Below are 22,307 nucleotides of genomic sequence, written 5' to 3'. Positions count from 1 at the left end.
TAAAATATAAAATATTTATAAAATAAACATTAAACCTCCCATTTTCTTTTAAATTTTATATATTTTTTCAAAAAAAGTGACAAAAATCACAGATTATATTAACAATAAAATAACAATTCGATGTAAAATTTAAGATAATGTGAATTATTCATCAATAAATTGTCAATTATACCTTAAACAAACAGTATAAATACTCTATTTTCCACAAAAGAAGAAAAATTAAATAAATTAAACTTCAAAGTAATTTAGGAAATCGTTTTTAACCCTGAAAGGTTCATGTACGTTTGGTAGAATTTAAGCCATTACTTCCATCGCATTACTTTGCAGAGCAGGCTGTAGCCGCATGTTCACTTTATAGATAAACGGCACCTGTTGCTCTTTTTCCAAAAACATATACCCTTCTACTTCCACAGCGCACTGCCTGTCGCTGATGCGCTCAAGCTTATCGCGATCACAGCTAAATCCAACAGCACAAACAGGAAGCGGCTCGTAAAGATCTTTCACAACAATGGTAGGTTGATCCGCAATATGAACCTGAAGCTTCGTCCCCGGAAAACGAATAGCTGCGATGACGACCTTACAAAGCCTTCTATCTGTCGCTTCCATATGAAACAAAAAGGTTCCCGTTGTTTTGTTGTGTTCCCTATCTTCATCCTTTTTCAAAATACGCATACGCAAATTTGCAAATCGCTGCAAACGTTTACTGAGCGTGAGCTGATGGATGAAGAAAAGTGCACCGAATGATAGGATGCCACTGCTTAGGATAAAAACGGTATTCATTTCTTATTTTACTTGTTCATTCTTTTCATTTACTTGATATTGTAGCAATTCGGCTACAAACATGATAAAAATGATCTACTTTCGGCTCTTTTAGACGGGGGACAAAAAGAGTACATCACCATAAGCCCTTGTTTTATAACACATTAAAAAGGACAACGTAAAAACACTATTGCTGATCGAGCGTGCTTAGCGCTAGAAATATATCTACATCCAGCTTTTTCTTCAGCCGTTGTTTCGCCTTTTTGACACCATCTACCGATATACCCAAAATATCACCCATACTCCGGTTGCTAAGCTCCAGTTTCTGTAATGCGATAATTCGGAGATCATTCTCCGTAAGCTGCGGATGCAGTCTCTTTAGCTTTGCAAGGTAACCCTGATGTACCCGATCAAAGAGGGCTTTAAATTTGAGCCAACGTGCATCTGTCATCAGGTGCGAATCAAGCAGATCTTCTAAGGACTCCAATGAGTCGACAACTTTTCCCTGATGATTTTCGTCTTTTAACTTCTGTATAAGCAGATCGTTGATCTTTAAAGTATTGGTAAACTCTTCTAAAGAACTCCGCAGCACAACAATCTCCTCACCCATCTGCTGTTTTTCAAAACTTTCTTCGATACGCCTCTTTTCTGCTAGAATAGCCTGCGTTTTCAGCTTTTGACGGAACCGCCCCACGAGAAGCCCCCCGATTACCGTAATCAGAAAGAGGATAAAAAGACCAATCTTGGAATAAATGCGATTTTGCGCTTTCTCCTCGGCAAGAGCGGTTAAGGTATTTTGATCCCGTTCGCTCTTCCACCGCCAATAACTCCGCTGCAGATGCTCGGCATCTTCACGTTTCGAAAGTGCCTCCTGCAACCGAATGGCACGGCTAAGCTGCACCAGCTCAAAGTCCAGATCTCCTTCATAGTGGGCAATCTTGGCCAATAACTTGGATACCCTGAGCTTATAAACCAAAAAATAAGGCTTGTCTTCTATATAGGGAATGGCTTGCTGTACCGCAGACCTGGCCTCCATATATCTATTTTGTTCGACATATATCTCAGACAGTTCAATCAGCGAGCGCATCGCATCCAGTTGTTCATGGTAATGTATGGAATAGGCAATGTTCTGTTTGAGGTCAGCAATAGCTTCTTCTACTTCGCCATTTTGATATTTCATATTGGCCAGATTGCCCAATACGATACCGATCCACACGGTATCCTTCGCCTGACGGGCCACCTCAAGGGCTCTAGTAAAATAATGCGCAGCATCTTCGGGCCTGTCATCGCGCTTCAAATAAACGGCCATGGAATTATACATATCGATCTGCTGCCGACTGGCGGCTGCAGCAAATGGCAATCCACGCTCTAAACTACGGACGGCCCGCTTATGATCGCCAATGTAACTGAAAAAATGGGCCAGGAAATTAATATGCGTAACGAGCTGTGGAACCTGGCTCAGATCGACCTCATCTAAAAGGGCAGACGCACGCAAAAAGTAAGGAATGGCGTCGGAGACTTTGCGATAAATAAACTGATAGTGCCCATTGCGGGCCTCTGTAATGAGCAAAAGCTCGGGTCGGTCGATTTCCTCGGCAATGGATCTAGATTTTTGAAAAAACTCATCGCTTCTGGCATTGACCGCATCGCTAGCTATGGAATGTCCATCTGCCATACGCAGGTAATAGGCCCACAGCAACTGTTCTTCATTTTCGTCCTGAGCCTTCTGGATAAGTACGCTAAACTGCTGACTTAGTGCCACCGTATCCTTTCCGTAATCGACCGGGATCGCGAAGACAGCATCTAAATCTTGTACACTGGGTTCGCTACCCCGGAACCCGCCCTGGCAGCTCCAGCATATACCTAAGATACAACAAATAAATACCCGAATCTGAAGGGTAAAGGTTAATTTATACATAGCGGTTAACAAGTTACAAATGTACGTTATAACATATGAAATTAAATACCTGAAAACGAAATAAGAATTGACAAATGTCAACTTTTAAAAACTCCTTACCGGATAAATCTAACTCTTTATCCGGCAGGGAGCTTGACAGAATGGAAAAACTGTCTGGTTCATTGGTTAATATATTGGTATAAAATATCTTGTCATGACGTAATACTAAATAGTGCTCTATTTTGCAGGAAACTATTCTTAAAGAAGCCGGACAGGTCCTGCTTTCTGACAAAACGCTCGAGCGCTTCGATGTGCCGTTCCTGACGCACATCGGTACCAACGAGATCGACAAGGCCATGGCTTAACAGATATGCTGCTACCTTCTGTTCGCGCGGACCGTAATGTCCATACATGGACAGCAGGTTAATTTGCAGCAGGCAACCCCTGTCTTTATAGCGCTTGATACGCTGCGGGGCATCATGGTAAAATACATATCGCTCTGGGTGCGCCAGTATGGGCGTATAGCTCATACTCTGCAGGGAAAGGATTACATGATCTATATTCCGGCTTTCTTCGGTATAAGGCATGTCGATGAGCACATGCCTACCGGGAAGGCACAGTAAGGGTTGGTATTTCTGTGTCAACAGGGTTTCAAAATCTTGATCTGCCCTATATTTCGCAGCGTAACGGAGCTGGATGTTTCGGCACCCTAAGGCATCAACTACGGTGCGGTAGGATTTTGTTATACTGTCAACATCATTGGGGTAAAGCCGCTTAAATACATGCGGGGTGCCATAGAATTGTTCAATGCCCAGTTGCTGCATCTGCGTGAGCAGCGACAGGCTATCTTCGACTGAAGCAGCACCATCGTCTAGCCCTGGAAGTACTTGCGAATGCATATCGACTCCTATCCAGCTGAGATCTTTATACTTCCGTTTACGATTGAAAATGCTAAGCATGTTATCTATTTCCTTTTTGCGTTTTACATTGTACCGGATATCTAAACATCAACAGACACCCTTGCATCAAGCTTTCCTACTACGCTATCACCCCCCGCGATGGAGACTGTGTTCGTGTAGCAGGCAGGCTATGTTGTTTTTCATACATAGATAAAAGCAAATGTAGGGCTTTAAGCCATGCGCGTACCTACCCAAAAGGGTGGGTTTTTAAATCTATTTGTATTTTAAGATGAGTTCTGCCCGGCTATTGACCTGCAGCTTGGCATAGATATTACGGATATGGAACTTAACGGTATCTACGCTGACAAAGATCTGCTCTGCGACTTTTTTGTAGGAGGCACCTTGCTGCAATAGGGCTACTATTTCGATCTCCCGCGGGGTGAGCTGTTCAATACGGGCATTACTCCGTTTGTTCAGGTGGGGATTAAAATGTTCGAATACCAAACGGGCGACTTGCGGACTCATTACTGAACCGCCTTTCATGACCTCAAGCAAGCGTTCTTCGACCTCAAACAGAGGGGTACTCTTCAGTAGGTATCCGGATGCGCCGGCACACAAGGCTTGAAACAGGTTGTCCCGGTCGTCAAAAACCGTAAACATAACGACCTGCGTAGCGCTCGACTTCTTTTTAATATACCAGGTGATTTCGATACCCGATTTTCCGGGCAGACCGATATCGCATAGGAATACATCGATCTCCTGCTTTTGCCAAACGGCAGCAAGTGCTTCAAATGAGTTGGCCGAAACTACAAGCTCAAAATGTGGGGATGTAGAAAAAAAATTGACCAGGGAGTCCAAAACGGGCTGCCGATCTTCTACTATTGCTAGACGGTATTTCATGTTCTAGATATGAGATGTTAGATATTAGATTTGAAGATTCGTATTCTTCTTTTTACAACAAAGGGGTGGAATGCCGCACTCACGAACATCCATATACTGAATAATAGAAAGAACAGACTTACCCATACCAGTTGACCCGTGTTCTTTAAAATAAAAGAGCCTTGCATCTCGTTTACAAGTATGGTTACAATAAGACCACTTTGTAGAAGCAGGTGGAGGGAATACATAATTGAAAAAGTGAGTACGGTATACCTTGCTCCTGCACCAATTCGGCTCTCTCTGGGATCAAATAGGTAAAAAAGCCGCCACTGCGCCATCAAATAGACAAAAGCCAGCATAAACTTGACAAGGTAATGCCATTTTTGGTCGATGAATCCGTAACTGTGTCTAAACCCCATCTGTAGATCAACGACAACCGTTTCCAAAAGTGCTACCTGCTTTTCCCGGCTGGCCAGGGCATAGGGAATCACGTCTATGACACCAAATGCAAATGGCAGAAGATGCATGACCCAATATTTTGAAATTTTGGCGCTAGGGTAAAGGGTAAATAGGGTATAATAATATGCGCAGGGCGCGATGAGGTAATACAACGGAATACCTTTATTGTACAGTTCGGGGAAGAGTCGGATATGTCCCGTAAAAATAAGCAGATAAATGAACACATGCCAAAACATGGCGATAACAGCTAGGCAAAGCAGCTGCTCTGCACGTTGCTGGCGTCGCTCTTTATCCAGCAGACGCAGGGCGATACCCAGAAAGCTTAACACTGAGCCCAATACGGCAAAAGATAATGCTAGCGTGTAGGTTATATCCATATCATCTTCGGTTTAAAGGATTCAAAATACTAGTTAATAGCCCGGAACGAACAGGAACGGATACTTCTACGACATAGCCCTCGGCTGTAAATTCCGAAACAAAAGTTGCACCAATCTGCTCGGCACGCATCTGCATATTCCGTTGCCCCTGCCCCACACGCATCCGTGCGTTATCCTCAATCTTTGCGGGTGCGTGCCCTGTATTCTTCACGACCATATCAATAGAGCCGGGCAAAACATGGAGTTTGATGTATATCTCGCCGGGGGCGGCATGTTTGCAGATATTGTGCAACGCTTCTTTGTAGATGAGGTAAAGACTTTGCCGTACCGTCTGCAGCATTTTTCGTTCATACCGATGATCCATATCAAATGTAATCGGCATGCCCAATGGTTCAATCATCTGTCCGGCAAGGTATTTCATCCGATCGCCCAAGCTCCCCTGTTCATTATTCCGTGCATCGATCGCCCATATAATATCATCCATCATCTGTATCGCCTCCCGGCTATAGCTACCAATGGTCTCGCCGGGTTTTTCCTGCTGCCCTGCCCGACCCATGCGAAGCAGATCGGCCTGCATGGATATCCCGGTAAGGAGTCCGCCCACTTCATCGTGCAGATCGCGGGAAATCTGTTTTCTTAACCGCTTTTCACCTTTTGCTCTACTGGATCGTTCATAGAGAATAAAACTCGTCAAGCCGGCTATTAAAGCCAGGATCAACACATAAAATCCCAGCGTCTCTGTAAAATGTGGTTTTTTGTATAGAAGCCAATTTAGTTCATTGCTCCCTCCATCATTATCTGCCAGCGCCCTGACCGACACATGGTACTGACCGGTGGATAAACCGGAAAGATTGATCTGCCGGGATGCGGGCATCGGTTGGTATCCTTCCATAAGTGGTACGATACGATACTCCATGTGATAGGCCTGCCGGTATTGGTCCAGATGTGCAAAGTCCATCGAGAACCACACTGCATCGGCGGGCATGTAAATGGTGTCTTTTAACTCTTGGGCAGCGTAGCTATGCCAATACCGGTTCGAACGCTTCCCGATGTGGATACCCACGAGTACAGGGGCGGGCACGTAAAACTGATTCACCAGGGTTAGCAGTGCCGAAGGATCAAATGCTATGTATCCGCCTGTACCACCCATAAAAAGGCGATCGGCTTTCTTATCGTAATATATCGCATGATGATTAAATTCCTCGAAAGGAAGTCCGTCGCTATCGTGATAGCTATACACCTGACCGCGTTGCGTACGGACGGAAAGACCTTCGTGGGTACCTATAAAAAGGGCGCCATCTATCCAGGCCAACTGGTAAACTGTATTACTTGCCAATCCACTTTTCTGATCGACGGACAGGGCCTTATTCTGTTTATCCAGAACTATAAGCCCCCGCCCTTTGGTAGCGAGATAGGTGTTTTCGCCTTGATGCAGGTGCGTATAAATATTTAGTTTGGAATCGTCTGCCGGATAAATTTTCTGCAACTGGCCTGCTTGCCACAGGTAGTAGCCGTTTTCTGTCGTGAAGGATAGGGCTTCGTCTTTCCTCCCCATGGACATGATCCGCATCCCCTTGCTAAAGAATCCGATCTTACTATCCAGGACAGGTGACACGGTGCCCGAAGTGATAGCGTATCTCCATATGCCATTGGAGGTCCCGACCAGCAGGGTGTCAGTGCCCTGCATCAGCATACAAAAGGCCATAGGCGAGAATTCCTTATTCCAGATCGCTGGCACTTCTAACGGTGCCTTTGTGACCCGCCCATCGCTAAGGAATCCCAGGAAATCACCTTCTAATGCAATACAGGAGGTATCGGCATTGCGTTCGAGAAAAGTGTAGTAATTATTTTCGGGTGCTTCGGTATAGGTACGTCTATCACCTTGAAGTGTCATAAGATCCAAATAGCCGTATCCGCCAAAATAGTACTTGTCGTGCTGCCGGATCATACCCCTGGAACTTCCGCTCTCTACAAAATCAAAATTGATTTTGGCCCGGAATACGCTATAGAGACCTTCATCTGTCGCGAGCAGCCACTCGTCTCCGGCTCGTTGCCAACCGTTCAGCTTTTTGTAAAGTACATCTTCTTCCAGACGATGCCGCTCTTCGGCTAATCGCACGAATGCCGTGTCTCTACTGTACTCAAAATAGCGCCCATTTTTATAAAATATCTTGATGCGATCTTTTTCGGTGAAGGACCAATGGCTCCAATTGGTAAAGTCATCGGTGCCACTGCCCCGCAAGTCGGACAATTTAAACTGTTGACCGTCGAAAATATAATAGCCGTATCTGTAATTGCGGATAAGCAGCCCCCCTTTAATGGGTAATAGATCTTCAACGTAGTCGAACACGTCGGCCGGAATGGCTTTGAGCCGGCGCTTATAGGTGCGCAGGTTCATGCTATAGAGCTTACCGTTAAACGCCAGCCATACCTGATCGTGATCGGCAACGAAAAGACTTCCTACGGTTCTTCTTCCTCTGCCTCCCTGGGGGTCGAAATAAAAGAGGAAGGTTTTGTGGTTTTCGTGGACCTGCCACACCATTCCCGTTTCAGTGGCTACAAAGAATGCGTCTCCCCGGCTAAACATGCCTACAATTCCAAGATTTTTTATTCCTTTCACAAAGGAGGCGTGTTCGACAAATGACCAGCTATTGATATCAAATATCAGAAGACCATTCCGCGTGTTGAGCCACAGCCTGCCCCATGGGTCTGCTGCCATGGACTGCACTTCGTCATAGGGCAGCGCCTGCGCATAAAGCTTGGCAAAGGGCATGACATTGACCCCGTCATATCGATAAAGTTGACCGCCGGAAAGGAGCCAGATCAGACCGCTTGGGTCTTTGACAGCTACACGAATCATGCTGTGCGACTTGTCTACACCTGTTAGCACCTGAGTATAGCGATAGGGCGAAGCCTCTATCGACAGGGGCAACATGCAAAGCACAAGCCACAAATAGAGCTGCAAACGTGGAGCAGAGGTATTTATCTTAATGATCACTTAAGGTATGTTACGGTTACTTTTCCATTCGGCAATTGGAATCCAAATCTAATTAAATTTGAATTGAGATGTAGCGAGCCCAAACGATCTTTTTTTAAATTTGTAGCGCTTTAGCTACAAAGAAAGAAAAGTGTTAAAACAAAAAAAGCCTTCGAGAAGATCGAAGGCTTTAATATGTGTATACTAATAAAAAGCTTATTGAAATTTCTTAGCATTTACTTTACGCTCATTCTCTGTTAGGTAGATTTTACGTAAACGGGTAGACTGAGGTGTTACCTCGATGTATTCGTCTGCTTGGATATACTCCATCGATTCTTCTAACGAAAATTTGATCGCCGGAGCAATACGTGTATTGTCATCCGTACCGGAAGCACGCATATTGGTCAATTGCTTACCTTTCGTAATGTTGATCGTTAAATCGTTATCACGGATGTGCTCGCCTAAGATCTGTCCTTCGTAAATATCTACTCCTGGATCCACAAAGAATTTACCACGATCTTGTAATTTATCAATAGAGTAAGCTGTTGTAGTACCTTTATCCAACGAGATCAATACACCGTGCAGACGTCCAGGGATTGTACCTCTCCAAGGCTCGTATCCTTTCAAACGGTGTGCCATTACAGCCTCTCCTGCTGTAGCTGTCAGTACGTTATTACGTAGACCGATGATACCACGGGAAGGGATTTCGAACTCTAAGTGTTGCATTTCGCCTTTGGTCTCCATAATCAATAGCTCGCCTTTACGTTGCGTTACCAATTCGATTACTTTACCTGAAACCTCTGCAGGAACGTCAACCACCAATACTTCGATAGGCTCACATTTCTTACCGTCAATTTCTTTGACAATTACCTGAGGCTGACCCACCTGCAATTCGTATCCTTCGCGACGCATGGTCTCGATCAATACGGACAAATGCAGGATACCGCGACCATACACCAACCAGGCATCTGGGGATTCGGTAGGAACTACACGAAGCGCTAAATTTTTCTCTAATTCTTTTTGAAGGCGATCGTGGATGTGACGGGAAGTCACCAACTTACCTTCTTTACCAAAGAAAGGGGAGTTGTTGATCGTGAACAACATATTCATTGTAGGCTCATCGATATGGATAACCTCCAATTGCTCTGGATTGTCAAAATCAGCAATCGTATCACCAATATCAAAGCCTTCGATACCTACTACGGCACAGATATCTCCACAAGCTACTTCAGTAACGCGACGACGACCTAAGCCTTCAAAAGTATGTAATTCTTTAACACGGGATTTAACGATTTTACCATCACGTTTCATTAAAGAGATGGGTTGATTTTCTTTAATGGTACCACGTGCCACACGACCAATTGCGATACGACCTACGAACGTAGAGTAATCTAAAGAGGTGATCTGCATTTGTAATGTTCCTTCTACATATGGGGAAGGTGGGAAGTGATCTATGATCGCATCCAATAATTCAGATACATCTTCTTTTGGTTCTTGCCAATCGGTTGACATCCAACCTTGTTTCGACGAACCATATAATACAGGGAATGCCAATTGCTCTTCTGTAGCATCTAAGCTAAAGAACAGGTCAAATACATTCTCATAAACTTCTTCGGGACGACAGTTTTCTTTGTCTACTTTATTAACGACAACCAATGGTTTTAGACCTAAAGCAAGCGCTTTTTGTGTCACGAAACGTGTTTGCGGCATCGGACCTTCAAAAGCATCTACCAACAACACAACACCATCTGCCATTTTTAATACGCGCTCTACCTCACCACCGAAATCGGCGTGACCAGGAGTATCAATAACGTTTATTTTTACACCTTTATATTGTACAGATACATTCTTAGCAACGATCGTAATACCGCGCTCCCGTTCCAGATCATTGTTGTCTAGAATTAAATCACCTGTACCGTCATTATCTCTAAAAAGATTTGTGAAGTGTAAGATTTTGTCTACCAGCGTAGTTTTACCGTGATCGACGTGAGCGATAATCGCTATATTTCTGATATTTTGCATTTAGCAACGATATTATATAAAAATTTGAGGTGCAAAGATATGAATTTTGTACCTCATTTCTAAATATTTACCGTGAATATTTTGTTAGTTTTTTGTTTACTCGGCTTAACACCCCGACCAACAACCCCCTGAATACCTGTTAATTAATGATAGAGGGCATTTTTTTATAAAAAAGAATCCGCAATTAAATCCAGCTGAGGCATAAAAAAAGTACAATATAATTAATGCACTATCCTTACAATTACTCAAGATGTCGCCTGTGAAGCTTTAGCTACGCTGAGCTCCACTTCGTTTCGGTTTGGCAGTAGCAATGGGAGGCACTATCCCTACGGCCAAAAGGTTCGAGCGACATGGTTTTGCGTCCTTTTGACAAGACAAAAGGACGAGCCAGTCGCGGCCTTGAGCGACAAACTAACTTTATTACTGTATCACACCCAATGCTTTCCCTACTTTGGTGAACGCAGCAATCGCTTTATCCAAGTGTTTGGTTTCATGTGCTGCGGAGATCTGTACACGGATACGTGCTTTTCCTTGTGGAACGACTGGATAATAAAAGCCGATCACATATATTCCTTCTTCCAGCATCTTTGCTGCAAATTCCTGTGCTAATTTAGCATCGTATAACATCACGGGAACGATCGGATGAAAGCCTGATTTGATGTCGAAGCCGGCTGCTGTCATTTTCTCGCGGAAGTATGTTGTATTATTTTCCAACTTATCCCGTAATTCGGTCGTTTCACTCAACATATCCAACACCGCAACGGAAGCGCCGGCGATTGCTGGAGCTAGGGTATTTGAAAATAAATACGGCCGTGAACGCTGACGCAACATATCGATAATTTCTTTACGACCGGACGTAAATCCACCTGAAGCACCACCTAAAGCTTTACCTAGAGTACCTGTAATGATGTCTACACGATCGATGACGTTAAATAGCTCGTGTGTACCGCGACCTGTTTTACCGATGAAGCCTGAGCAGTGTGACTCGTCTATCATGACTAGCGCCTCATATTTATCGGCAAGGTCACAGATTTTATCCAAGGGTGCTACTGAACCGTCCATTGAGAAAGCGCCATCTGTCACAATGATACGATGGCGTGCTCCTGAAGCTGCTTTTAATTGTGCTTCAAGATCTTCCATATCACAGTTTTTATAACGGAAACGCTGTGCTTTACACAAACGGACGCCGTCGATAATTGAAGCGTGATTGAGCTCGTCGGAAATAATTGCATCCTCCGCACCTAATAGGGGTTCGAATACCCCGCCATTTGCATCAAATGCTGCGGCGTATAAAATGGTATCTTCGGTGCCTAAAAATTTGGAAATCTTTGCCTCCAATTCTTTATGGATATCCTGCGTACCACAGATAAAGCGCACAGAAGACATGCCATAGCCATGCGAATCAATGGCCTTTTTCGCTGCTTCTGTAACTTTGGGATGGGATGATAATCCCAGATAATTGTTTGCACAGAAATTAATCACTTCCTGCCCTGTGCTTACTTTAATATCTGCTCCCTGCGGGGTGACGATGATACGTTCTTTTTTGTATAAACCTGCATCTTTGATCGCTGCAAGTTCTTTTTCCAATACGGGTTTTAATGTGGTAAACATGTTATAAGTAAAAAATTAAGCGTATTTGTGAATCTGCAAGTCTGCGTATTCGCAAATCTGCGAATAAGCCAAAGATACAAGAAATTATAATGTACTTACAACGAAATCGATTGTCCTATTTAACGCGTTTCCATGTTTCGGTGCGTCCCAGAAGACTCACGCCCACATATCCACGGATATCGAGTTGATCGGCGCCTTTAATGCTCATTTTACAACTGTACGTTTTTCCGGATTTCGGATCGTAAATCTGTCCGCCCTCATAGGCACTCCCCTTTTTGGTAAAGTTGGTAAGTATTTCTACACCTTGGATGTTGCGGGAACGAAGTTTTTCATCTGGATTATTGACATCCTTTTTTGCGGCGTCTTTAATCCAATATAACTTCCCAAAATATTTATCGCCTTTCTTGTAAATTTCTATTCGTCCTTCTCCGGAAGGATTTTGCCATTTACCCAAAATAGGATCGCTTGTTTGCGCAAATAATGTCACAGACATTATCCAGGCACATACTGTAAAGAGTAGCTTGTTCATACGCATTTGTTTATAATTAAGGTGAAGATAATAAAATTTCATATGCAAGCATAATATATATATATTTTTTTTAGCGTCTAGCTCAACGTCAAGATATTCGATGTTTTAAAACTGCTAATCTGAATGCGCCTTTTTGGATAATAATTTCTTAAGCCGCTCGTCAGAAAGTTTAATATGGAAACTTCTCCTTTGGCACTAAATTTGAATCGCTTTCATAAACTAAATATATTGTAATTATGAGATTTATTATATCACTTTTGTTGACGGGACTAGTTATCGCATTAGCATCCTATATTATTCCTGGTGTACAGGTAGCTGGCTTTGGTTGGGCTATTGTAACGGGATTAGTAATTGGATTCGTAAATGCAGTTATCGGCGGGATACTGCGACTATTCACGTTTCCACTCAATTGGCTTACTTTTGGACTGGTATCATTTATCATCACGGTATTGATGGTTATGCTCAGCGACAGCATCATGGGTTCTAAGTTTGATGTTTCGGGGTTCTGGGCTGCAGCTCTATTTGCTGTTGTGGTTGCCTTACTAGAAATGATCCTTGGAAGAATTGGCGGCGAAAAGTCTGCTCGATAAAAAACACGCGAACAATGACGCTTTACTTGTCTTTCACGATAATGGCTTTATAGTCGGGGAATTTTTTTAGTAGTTTTTTGCCCTTTTTATTTCCTAAAACCATAATGGATGTGCTGAGGAAATTGGCAAACTCTGCCGATGTTCCGTAGACGGTTACGCTGGTAAGCCCGGTAGATGGCCAGCCGGTGATAGGATTGATAATATGCGCATAGCGTTTGCCGTGTAGTTCTGCAAATTTCTCATAGCTCCCGGATGTTGCCACCGAGCCGTACCCCAATTTCAGGACCTTTATCATTTTATGGGGTTTGAACGGATTACGCACCCCTACTTTCCAGGGCTGTCTGTCAGGTTGTGTACCCCAAGCTGAAAGATCACCGGAAGCATTTACAATACCGCCTTGGATACCCAAAGATCGTAGGAGCTCGCGACCTTTGTCAGCGGCATAGCCTTTCCCGATAGAACCGAAGCCGATTTTCATACCCTTCTTTTCCAAAAAAATGGTCGAGTTTACGCTATCCAAAACAATATATTGGTAGCCTACATACTGCACAGAGTTACGAATAGCATCATCAGATGGCAACTGCTCCATGCTGCCGTCGAACACCCAAACTTTATCTAAAGCAGCTATGCTAATATCGAAAGCGCCGTCTGTTAGTTGGGAATAATAAATGGCACGGCGGGTAAGCTCGAAAACTTCTTTGTCTACTTGTACAGGGCGGATACCGGCATATTGGTTTACCTGGGCTATTTGCGTATGTGGCCTCCACTCGGAAATAAGGTTTTCGATGCGCTCTATTTCATTGGCGGCGTCCTGAATATGCTGGTCTGCCTGTATACTGTCACGAGCCACGACCGTGATATCGAAAAGCGATCCCATTTTGGTCAGCTGTCTTTTGACCAGAACCTGTGCATCCACCGTTTGAAATAACAGTCCCAAACACAAAAACAAGAGTGTGCTTCCAAGGTATTTAGACATTCCCAAATTTAATACGTACATATTCTATGTCTTAATGAGCCACCAATCACCAGTCACGAATCACCAGTCACTAAACTAATAACAATCCGCTAAAATCTGTCCTTTATACTGGCTGAGGTCTTTTGTTTGGAGTAGTTCACAAAGCAATTGTTCGACGTCCTTTTGCATAGCCAAGGAGCCACAGATCATGATGACACCTTTATTTTCTAATAATTCGGAAAAGAATATCGCATCTTGTCGGATCAAGTCCATTACATATTTCCGGTTTTCCTCGCGTGAAAAAGCGCTATAATAACCAATCAATCTTCCCGCAGCTATTTCTTCCTGGGCAAAGGAGTCGTATTGCTTTGACAAGCTGTTATTGTACCTGAAGCCTGCGTATAAGTGAGTCGAAATCGTTTTTTTGTTTCCCTTAATCATCCCTATAAATGGTGCAATACCAGTGCCATTCGCAATCATTGCGACAATGGGCGCATTCTTCGGAAAATGAAACTCCTTGTTGATGACGACCCGGGCAGATGTACTATCGCCCTTTCCGAGATGATATAAGTATTCGGATCCTAATCCGCTGGGATGCAACTTGACGATAAGCTGTATATTGCCATCTACTTTAGCTATGGAATACAACCGCTCTCGGCCATCGTTTGCGGGGTAAATAGCCAACAGATCGCCCGACTGGAAAGCTTGCGCGCCTTGTGGCTTCAGGGTGATTCTAAACGTTGCGTTATCTTCGGTAACGGTAGTTCTTTCCAAGACGGTGAATTTCTTCAAACCGGTTATTTTGGTGGCGTAGAGAGCGGGTGTGGTTCCTAATCCGCAGGCGGTTTTCCCATTCCATGCATTCACCCAGGTCATAAATTCTTCTACGGAACGGTCGTTCACGGTATGCAGATCGAGCAATCGTGTCGCCCAACTTTGTCGTGCCAACAGCTCGTCGACCTGTCCTGCATAGGCACAGAAGTCGGGATAGGCCTTTGATCCAAACCCGATAACGGAATATTGAGCGGGTTGATTTTGCGGAAACTTGGCAATCAATTTATCAAAAGCTATCGCATTTGCCGGTGCTGTACCCAACCCATATGTAGAACTGAAAACCAAGAAATGTGTTGCTTTGGGAAAGCGTGTAAACTTGTTCATCTCGGTCAGAAAGGATTTACACCCGAGGGCCAGTAGCTGCTGATGGATTTTATTGGCAAAAGATAGTGTACTGCCATTTTCTGTTCCGACCAAAATCACGTACTCGGCAGCGGAAGCATTGAACTTGTTTTTGACTTTAGTTCCTGATCTGCGGAAGGTAATCGCAAAACCAGTATAGATGAAAAACAGAATGTTGAGCGAAGCAAAACCCAAAATAATTGCCCAAATTGCATTCGTTCGTCCGGTGTGCAAATCCAAACTGAGTCTTTCCAATATCAAGCTGTAGGGGTATCGGGTTTCTTCCTTTATTTCGCCGGTAATTTGATTTACCGCCAGTTCCCTGTCTTTCAGCTTCAATACGTAAAACTCTTCGGGATCATCGGGTATAAATGGAAATTCGATTTTATCCACATCTGCCAGCCGTGTTTCGTTGAAAACGGGGAAATCGGCCAGCGGTTTCTGCGCTGCTGCCTCTTCATTTAATACGTAATCAACAGTTTGGTTTTCGCCACCGGTCAGACCAATCCTGACCATAAAAAGGTAGGTACCTGTGAGGGCTAGTATGAGTACCGGGATCAGAAAAATCCGTCCACTGACGACGTGAAAGTACTGGGCAAAGAAGTCTTTATTGATCTTGGCAAAGAAATTTCGCAGTCCCTGTTGGCGTTTGGCAATCAGTACAATTCCCGAAATAGTAATTAGAAAAAGCAGAAAGGACGCCACGCCGACGATGATACGTCCGGTTTCTTTCAAGAATAGCGAACGGTGTAGTGCAATATTCCATTGGATAAAATCGCTTTGGGGCTTTACTTCTCCCAAAACGGCTCCGGTGCGGGGGTCAATGTAGGCTTTGAGCGAATTGCCCTCCTCATCGAAAGCATCTATCGTTACGAACTGATTGTGATCTACGGTAAGTTCTGTAATTTCGGAATAAACCTCCCACAGCGTCGGAATGGTCTGTGCGAGGTTTATTTCATCAAAATTACTGACTTTATACCCCTGTGTCTTTTCGTCCACTGCCCCGATTGCCAGGATCACTCCTGTTACTGAAAGTATCAACAGGAACAGTGCCGAAACTAGGGCTAAAGCCAGGTGCGCATACCGCCAGATGGATAGGGTCATTTGTTGCGGCTTACTGAACTTTACTTAATTTCACGAAACGGATATATCCCGTGCCCTCGGCACGTTCTATCAGCCCTTGGGGTGTTACAGCAAGTTCTACGTCTTTTACGTGGTATTTTTGTTCTTCTACGGCTGATTCAAAGCGTAATTTATATCCTTTATTCAGTTTGGCATTGTCTATTTCGATAGTACGCACAGCACGGTCGCCACCGCCCACGGATGCACCGGTCACGGCACTGATTTTCTCTTTTGTCTTGGTCTGGAATTTATACCATTCTTTTAGGGTATTGAACCATTGCTTATCAGGACCAAGTACCGAAAGTGTCTTTTCGTATTCGCCTTTGGGGTTGATCAGGGAGATAATGACGTATGCTTTTTCGCCTTGGTAACTCACCATCTGGATCATGCACTTGTATTTACTCGTCTGGGCAAGAGATTGATTGGCAACTAAAAATAGGCTGCAGATTGCTAATATAAGTTTTACGTGTATTTTCATCTTATTATTTTAAGAAATCGATAGCGACATTATTGCTTTTCAAAAAGTCGTTGTCTTGAGCCAGATCATAGGCCGTCTCCTCGAACTCTGTTTTCAAATCTTTTTTTGCCCCCAATGCGACAAGTTCCTTTAAAAGCACATCGTCTTTAGCTATCAGAGCGGCTTTGTGCAATGCGGTCGTTTTTTCTGCGTCTTGGGCATTGATGTCTGCGCCCAATTCAGCTGCTTTTTTTATAAGGGCTGCATTTTCTTTAGCAACGGCTAAATGAAACAAGGTGCGTCCATTTGCTTGTGGAGAAATTACGTCAAGACCATTGGCTTTTAAAACAGCTAGCTTTTCGGCAAAGTCATCTGTCTGCGGTTGAGTCGACGCACCTCCTTGTGAACCTTGGCCCTGCGGTGCCCCCATCGGCCCGCCCGGTCTGCCTTCTCTGAATGAATTAAACCAATGATAAGCCAGATTGTTGCCATCCCGGTCTTTTACATTAATATCTGCACCATTTTTCAATAACAGGGACACGATCTCAGTCGAACCATCGGCAACTGCTTTCATCAGGGCCGATTCGCCTTTTTCATTGACTGCATTGATATCCGAGGTTTTGGCAATCAAGGTAGCAACTAATGCGGCATCCCTGCCACTTGCGGCATTCGCCAATACGGTATTGCCTTCGATATCTTTTTTGTTGACATCGACACCTTTAGCTAAGAAGTAATTGATAATATCCGTGTTCGGACGGCGCACTAATGGGTGTAAGATTGTAGAACCGTCTTTTTGATAGATCGCTTTAGGATCTAACTTTAATTCTTCGACTAGATACTGGTAGGTTTCGATACCATTCTGGGATGCTCTGGAGCCTTGTGTTGCGAAGAAAAGTGCATTGTTGGTTGGTTTTAGACCTTTAGCCATTAATTTCTGCATCAATTCTTTGTTACCCAATTTTGCAACATAATCAACAGCGGTGCTTCCGTACTCGTCGGTATCGTTGTATGACAGTCCTTTGGACACAAAATAGTCGGACTTCTTCAGGTCATTGTCGGTAGAAATCCCTAACAATAGTAATGAAGCACCGTCGCCGAATTTCTGCTTTGGATCTACACCAGCTTTGAAAAGGGCGTCTAAAACGGCGAAGTTATCCGTACTACTTAATGCAGCATTCTCGATAACGGAACGGCCGTGGCTGTCGTTTAGATGGATATCTGAACCTTTTTCGATGAGGTAATTTACCAGTTCGGCATTTCCTCTTCCTGCCGCCCAGTGTAAATAAGAAGCGCTGTGGTGTGTCTTTTTGGCTACGCCATTGCCTTCTTGTTCGACCATAAACTTGATGGTTTCTAAGGGTGCTTCGTTAAGAATAGCTCGTGCTGTTGGATCCCAGGAAGCGGCATCGGGTTGTGATGGGCTATTACCTTTGGCGATTTCTGCTTTTACCTGCTCTATAGTAGGCTGTGATTTCCAGAACTCGGGATTCATCAAGGTATTCGTGTTAGCTCCGCGCTGCTGTGCGGTGGCATATACCGAAGCGAATAAAAGTGATGCTAGAAGTATTTTTTTCATATGTGTGAATATTTATTTTATCTGGATAACATCGAAATTAATAACAAAATCTATCTTAAGCACAAATCAGGTAAGGTTCGTGGAACCTACCTGATTTGATAACTAAAGATATCTGCTTTAGTTTTTTATCGATTAATAAGAACCGATAAAGTGACTTCCTGCTTGCCCTTTAAGTTTGATTCCTTTAGCAACAGTTTTATTTTTCCAGTTGACAATATAAAGATTCCCTTCTTTGCCGCTAGGAGTCAAAGGCACATACACATCGTCTCCCGCAAAAGCAATATTTTGTAACTGGCCAAATGTTGTAGAGAAGGAAGCATCAGCTTGGATATCAATAGCCAATTTAGTAGCCGTATTATTATTCAGATCTACAAGTGCTATATAACCGCCGGCGACATCCGTTTCAGTATACATTACGATGCCAACACCATCTTTGATATATGACCATGCTTTGATAGCGACATTATTTGGAGTATTTAATGCTGCTTTCAAATCAAAGTTGTAGGTGTTATCGTAATTACCTGTTGACTTGTTGATGCGTAATATTTGGGATCCGGATGTAGCGGTCGCTTGGTAAACGTTTCCGTCAGTACCGACATACTGTGTCATCGTACGATAGCTATTGTTAGAAGATTTGCTTTGGGTAGACCAAATCAGTTTTGGGTTAGCCAAAGATGGATAATCAACAACCAGCGTTACGGAACCTTTAATATTCGCAGCATCATTAGCCCACCTCCAGCTCACAACACCTGTCTCTGAATTTACTGATTTCACTGGTGGCTTTGTAGGATCCACTTTACTAAGTGAACAGCCAATATAAATTTTATCTCCATTAATAACAGGAACATCAATTCGACCTACAGAATAACCAGCTTCTTTTTCTGCTTGTGTGAACGGGAATTCAAATTCAGTGGTATTAGGTACTCTAGGATCATCCAAATTGATAATTGCTACACTTGCAGTTCCTCTTATATACTCATAAGTTTGCGTGCCTGCCTCTGCTTTAGCAGGGTCTATCGGTGCAGAAGCACCTTCAAGTTTTACGCCGACTCCAATACCTTCTGCAGCTTTTACCCAACGCGGAGATGTACTTAATACTCCCGCAACATTCAATTCTTCTTTTGTATCCTCAAACTGCTTTCCGCCTAGAACCCTGTACTTATTAAAGATTCCTCCGTTAACTCCTGTATATTGGATGTTGTACAAAAAATTACCGTTAACGGATCCTTGCACGCGTGCAGTTCTTTCAGACCGAAGTCCATATCCATTTGCGTAAATATCTAACTCTTTTGTGGCATCCTTTGCCTCTTCAAGGCTTAGGCCGTATGCTAATGTTCCTCCATTACCTGCGGTATTACTTTCAGCATCTGGAAACGCAGCGGTCAACGTGATGAATTTCCTTGGACTGTTATCCGGACCTGAGGGACCATCGTTAGAATCATTCGGTCCATCGTTTTTGTCACATGACACCATCGTACCTAGCACGATAGCTGAACCGAACAATACGGATTTGAGTAGTCTTTTATTCATTTTATGTAGATTTTATTGTTTTCTATTTTCGATTAAAGTTATTAAGCATGTAATTCAATTTTACATATACACCCCTGCCCGGCTTTTGGACACCAAAGTTATCATATACCTCTGCATTGGTAATATTTTTCAGATCTAAGCTGACTACTATACGGCCATTTGGCGTACGATAACTACCTCCTATGTCGTGATAAAATTGCGTTGGAGTTGTAAACCATCCATCGGAATCAACCCAAACAGTCTGGAAAGGAGCAACATACCCGGTATTGTAAAATATATTAAAAGTTGATTTTCTTTGGATAAGGTTATCTATCCGATACTGTACACTGGCGTTCAGCATGAAATACGGTTCGTTGGGTAGTTGTCTGTTATAGAAACGATAAGGCTGACCATTTTCATCAAATTCTGTTTTCATTAAGGAATTAAATTTGGAAAAGTTTGCCAACACATTCAACCTATTATTATACACGTAAGTAACTTCTGCTTCAAATCCTCGGGATTGGGTTCGGCCGAGGTTAATGTAGCGTGTTGTCTCAATGTTAGCATCACTTTCTCGACCTGCAATCACGGAATCTACAGCCTGCACGGCTATTTTGTCATAGCCATTCCGCCAGAACGTATTTGCGTAAATCGAAAGCTTATTTTTCTTACCTTCTAAAACCGTGTACCTAAAACCTAAATTATAATTGACGTTTTTTTCAGGTTTTAACTCCAAATTTTCTAAAATATTCGTTTCGGGGCTTCCGAAAATTTGCTCGTCTCTTGGAGAGATAAACGAATTCTCACTAGATGCTATCACAAATAACTTGGGTATCACATTATAGGATGCAGTAATACCGTACCCAGGATTGCTATTAGTTAAGGTGGTTACCTGCCCCGCGTTATCGTAATGATTTTGATTAATCGTATACTTAGCCAGTAGATTTGTTCTTAATTTATTTCCGAGCGTCTGTGCTTCGTAATTAAACCCAAATATATTTGTCGTCGTAGTGCGATCATTCCCGGAATTCATTACGGCATTTGGATTGAGCAAATCTTCATCCTCACGGCGAGTGGAATTCAGATTGTGATTCACCGACAAACGATGACCTTGGGCGACTGTGTAGGACAAATTAGTCCGAGCGTTGATAATCTGACGGTCTATATCAGTAATAACCGCAACACCTTGTTGCCCCATACCGGGCCGCTTAACCCACGGAGTAGGTACACCATTAAACATACGTTCCATAGGACTTCCATCCCAGTTGTACATCATCCTTGATGTATCTTGTAGATAGGTACTTCTATTGCTATAAACGGCGTTTAAATTGAGTGCTAACCCGTCGATAAAAAGATTTGCCTTATTATAATTCAAACTAAACACATGCGCTTGATACTCGTTGAACCTTCCCACATAAGGTTGTGCCATAGTCGTTCCATGTGGAATATCTTGGTAGGTATCTGATATGTTATATCCTAAGAAAAATTGATCGGCCCATTTGACATCTGTAAAACCAAACTCAAAGCGTCCTCCGATGGATTTGTACGTATTATTGAACCGATTAAATCTGTTAAATCTCGTCAATTTTAGCTCAGCATCAGTTTTCATCGCAAATTTGCCCCACATCTCGTAACTATTATCTGTATAGGTATAAAATCCCGAAACCCTTGAAGTGAATCCTGTTTTTTGATCTCTATAGATAGCACTCAAATCTGATTGGAAGGTGTTAAAAGATCCATAGGAGACCGCCGCAGAGACATTATTAGCAGATGCATCTTTCCTCATAATCACGTTAATAGCTCCACCTACATAATCGCCCGTAAGGTGCGAAGGCAATACACCTTTGTACACCTCGATACGTTCGATCATCGCCGGAGGAATATTATTTAGGTTGAAAGAAGATCCAAAGGTCGAGATAGGGGTTCCATCTAGAAATATCCCGACAGCACTGCCGGACATACCATTCAAATTGTACTCTATCTGAGACCCAATTCCCCCATTCTGCCTTACCCTTACACCAACCGCTCGATCCAACAGCTCGTTCGTAGTCAGATTTCGTAACGAAGCTTCTCTGGTTTCAATTACTGCAACCGCAAATCCGCTGGTTTCCATTTCCCGCTTAACGGTCATGCCTTTCACAGCTACTTCATCTAATGTGATATCGCCCTTCGGACTGATATGCACATCCAGATGTTCTTTTGCCTTTCTCACGACAAGTGTCAACGTCGTTGCATCAATTTCTACCGATGAAACACGGATTTTTTGCGTTCCAAAAGGAACATTTTTTAAGGTATAGAAACCTTTGTCATTCGACATACCTCCAATTTCAGTCCCGACAACACGGATCGTTACGTTACTTACCGGTCTACCATCCTCCAAATGGACCTTACCTGTAATATCGCCCGTCTGCGCTGATACCAACACGGATAAAAAGGTAAATAAGACAGTCGAATAAAATTGTTTCATCAAAAAAGACTAATATATAACATTGATACTCTCCTTAGAACAAGTC

Annotated in this window: 16 protein-coding genes; 1 reads left to right on the top strand and 15 read right to left on the bottom strand. The window is 43.3% G+C overall.

What is annotated here, in order from left to right; all coding sequences use genetic code 11:
• Positions 1 to 294: 294 nt before the first annotated feature.
• The 9 genes from FAZ15_RS13325 to FAZ15_RS13285 all read right to left on the bottom strand — a co-directional run bounded on the left by FAZ15_RS13325 (position 295) and on the right by FAZ15_RS13285 (position 12,409).
• Entirely contained in the window at positions 295 to 780 is a 486-nt protein-coding gene (locus FAZ15_RS13325; protein ID WP_136901813.1) for a hypothetical protein, read from the bottom strand.
• 166 nt (positions 781 to 946) lie between these two features.
• Positions 947 to 2,677, bottom strand: coding sequence for a tetratricopeptide repeat protein (locus FAZ15_RS13320; protein ID WP_136901812.1), 1,731 nt, complete (start codon positions 2,675 to 2,677; stop codon positions 947 to 949).
• Positions 2,678 to 2,868: 191 nt separating this feature from the next.
• Positions 2,869 to 3,615: a tyrosine-protein phosphatase gene (locus tag FAZ15_RS13315; protein WP_136901811.1), complete on the bottom strand. Its 747-nt coding sequence runs from the start codon at positions 3,613 to 3,615 to the stop codon at positions 2,869 to 2,871.
• Between the two features lie 213 nt (positions 3,616 to 3,828).
• On the bottom strand, positions 3,829 to 4,455 hold the full coding sequence (locus FAZ15_RS13310; RefSeq protein ID WP_136901810.1) for a response regulator: 627 nt from the start codon (positions 4,453 to 4,455) through the stop codon (positions 3,829 to 3,831).
• 17 nt (positions 4,456 to 4,472) lie between these two features.
• Entirely contained in the window at positions 4,473 to 5,270 is a 798-nt protein-coding gene (locus tag FAZ15_RS13305) for a hypothetical protein (RefSeq protein ID WP_136901809.1), read from the bottom strand.
• Position 5,271: 1 nt separating this feature from the next.
• Positions 5,272 to 8,268, bottom strand: coding sequence for a sensor histidine kinase (locus FAZ15_RS13300; RefSeq protein WP_136901808.1), 2,997 nt, complete (start codon positions 8,266 to 8,268; stop codon positions 5,272 to 5,274).
• Between the two features lie 195 nt (positions 8,269 to 8,463).
• Positions 8,464 to 10,269: a translational GTPase TypA gene (typA, locus tag FAZ15_RS13295; RefSeq protein ID WP_136901807.1), complete on the bottom strand. Its 1,806-nt coding sequence runs from the start codon at positions 10,267 to 10,269 to the stop codon at positions 8,464 to 8,466.
• Positions 10,270 to 10,689: 420 nt separating this feature from the next.
• Entirely contained in the window at positions 10,690 to 11,880 is a 1,191-nt protein-coding gene (gene kbl, locus FAZ15_RS13290) for a glycine C-acetyltransferase (protein ID WP_136901806.1), read from the bottom strand.
• A gap of 115 nt (positions 11,881 to 11,995) precedes the next feature.
• The gene (locus FAZ15_RS13285; RefSeq protein WP_136901805.1) at positions 11,996 to 12,409 is read right to left on the bottom strand and encodes a DUF2147 domain-containing protein; all 414 of its coding nucleotides are present in this window, start codon (positions 12,407 to 12,409) and stop codon (positions 11,996 to 11,998) included.
• Positions 12,410 to 12,645: 236 nt separating this feature from the next.
• Between FAZ15_RS13285 and FAZ15_RS13280 the strand changes: the two genes are divergently transcribed.
• Entirely contained in the window at positions 12,646 to 12,999 is a 354-nt protein-coding gene (locus tag FAZ15_RS13280) for a phage holin family protein (RefSeq protein WP_136901804.1), read from the top strand.
• Positions 13,000 to 13,021: 22 nt separating this feature from the next.
• Here the strand turns inward: FAZ15_RS13280 and FAZ15_RS13275 are convergent, their stop codons facing one another.
• From FAZ15_RS13275 to FAZ15_RS13250, 6 genes are all read right to left on the bottom strand, one after another.
• A complete protein-coding gene (locus FAZ15_RS13275; RefSeq protein WP_238387249.1) occupies positions 13,022 to 13,996 on the bottom strand; it encodes an FAD:protein FMN transferase in 975 nt (324 codons plus the stop codon).
• Between the two features lie 54 nt (positions 13,997 to 14,050).
• On the bottom strand, positions 14,051 to 16,234 hold the full coding sequence (locus FAZ15_RS13270) for a PepSY domain-containing protein (RefSeq protein ID WP_136901803.1): 2,184 nt from the start codon (positions 16,232 to 16,234) through the stop codon (positions 14,051 to 14,053).
• A 10-nt stretch (positions 16,235 to 16,244) separates the two neighbouring features.
• Positions 16,245 to 16,730: a DUF2271 domain-containing protein gene (locus FAZ15_RS13265; RefSeq protein WP_136901802.1), complete on the bottom strand. Its 486-nt coding sequence runs from the start codon at positions 16,728 to 16,730 to the stop codon at positions 16,245 to 16,247.
• Between the two features lie 4 nt (positions 16,731 to 16,734).
• Positions 16,735 to 18,285: an ankyrin repeat domain-containing protein gene (locus FAZ15_RS13260; RefSeq protein ID WP_136901801.1), complete on the bottom strand. Its 1,551-nt coding sequence runs from the start codon at positions 18,283 to 18,285 to the stop codon at positions 16,735 to 16,737.
• A 132-nt stretch (positions 18,286 to 18,417) separates the two neighbouring features.
• Entirely contained in the window at positions 18,418 to 19,815 is a 1,398-nt protein-coding gene (locus FAZ15_RS13255) for a hypothetical protein (RefSeq protein ID WP_136901800.1), read from the bottom strand.
• Positions 19,816 to 19,837: 22 nt separating this feature from the next.
• Positions 19,838 to 22,261 carry a TonB-dependent receptor gene (locus FAZ15_RS13250; RefSeq protein WP_136901799.1) on the bottom strand — a complete coding sequence of 808 codons (2,424 nt, stop codon included), beginning with the start codon at positions 22,259 to 22,261 and terminating at the stop codon, positions 19,838 to 19,840.
• Between the last annotated feature and the right edge of the window lie 46 nt (positions 22,262 to 22,307).

This window comes from Sphingobacterium olei, assembly GCF_005048855.1.
GTDB lineage: Bacteria > Bacteroidota > Bacteroidia > Sphingobacteriales > Sphingobacteriaceae > Sphingobacterium > Sphingobacterium olei.
The sequence above is the reverse complement of the archived record's forward strand: the minus strand, read 5'-3'. Positions and strand labels throughout refer to the sequence as shown.

What these genes read in the sequence shown, in the direction of transcription:
- FAZ15_RS13325 (WP_136901813.1), bottom strand. Translation starts at nt 780, where the DNA reads ATGAATACCGTTTTTATCCTAAGCAGTGGCATCCTATCATTCGGTGCA.
- FAZ15_RS13320 (WP_136901812.1), bottom strand. Translation starts at nt 2,677, where the DNA reads ATGTATAAATTAACCTTTACCCTTCAGATTCGGGTATTTATTTGTTGT.
- FAZ15_RS13315 (WP_136901811.1), bottom strand. Translation starts at nt 3,615, where the DNA reads ATGCTTAGCATTTTCAATCGTAAACGGAAGTATAAAGATCTCAGCTGG.
- FAZ15_RS13310 (WP_136901810.1), bottom strand. Translation starts at nt 4,455, where the DNA reads ATGAAATACCGTCTAGCAATAGTAGAAGATCGGCAGCCCGTTTTGGAC.
- FAZ15_RS13305 (WP_136901809.1), bottom strand. Translation starts at nt 5,270, where the DNA reads ATGGATATAACCTACACGCTAGCATTATCTTTTGCCGTATTGGGCTCA.
- typA (WP_136901807.1), bottom strand. Translation starts at nt 10,269, where the DNA reads ATGCAAAATATCAGAAATATAGCGATTATCGCTCACGTCGATCACGGT.
- kbl (WP_136901806.1), bottom strand. Translation starts at nt 11,880, where the DNA reads ATGTTTACCACATTAAAACCCGTATTGGAAAAAGAACTTGCAGCGATC.
- FAZ15_RS13285 (WP_136901805.1), bottom strand. Translation starts at nt 12,409, where the DNA reads ATGAACAAGCTACTCTTTACAGTATGTGCCTGGATAATGTCTGTGACA.
- FAZ15_RS13280 (WP_136901804.1), top strand. Translation starts at nt 12,646, where the DNA reads ATGAGATTTATTATATCACTTTTGTTGACGGGACTAGTTATCGCATTA.
- FAZ15_RS13275 (WP_238387249.1), bottom strand. Translation starts at nt 13,996, where the DNA reads ATGTACGTATTAAATTTGGGAATGTCTAAATACCTTGGAAGCACACTC.
- FAZ15_RS13270 (WP_136901803.1), bottom strand. Translation starts at nt 16,234, where the DNA reads ATGACCCTATCCATCTGGCGGTATGCGCACCTGGCTTTAGCCCTAGTT.
- FAZ15_RS13265 (WP_136901802.1), bottom strand. Translation starts at nt 16,730, where the DNA reads ATGAAAATACACGTAAAACTTATATTAGCAATCTGCAGCCTATTTTTA.
- FAZ15_RS13260 (WP_136901801.1), bottom strand. Translation starts at nt 18,285, where the DNA reads ATGAAAAAAATACTTCTAGCATCACTTTTATTCGCTTCGGTATATGCC.
- FAZ15_RS13255 (WP_136901800.1), bottom strand. Translation starts at nt 19,815, where the DNA reads ATGAATAAAAGACTACTCAAATCCGTATTGTTCGGTTCAGCTATCGTG.
- FAZ15_RS13250 (WP_136901799.1), bottom strand. Translation starts at nt 22,261, where the DNA reads ATGAAACAATTTTATTCGACTGTCTTATTTACCTTTTTATCCGTGTTG.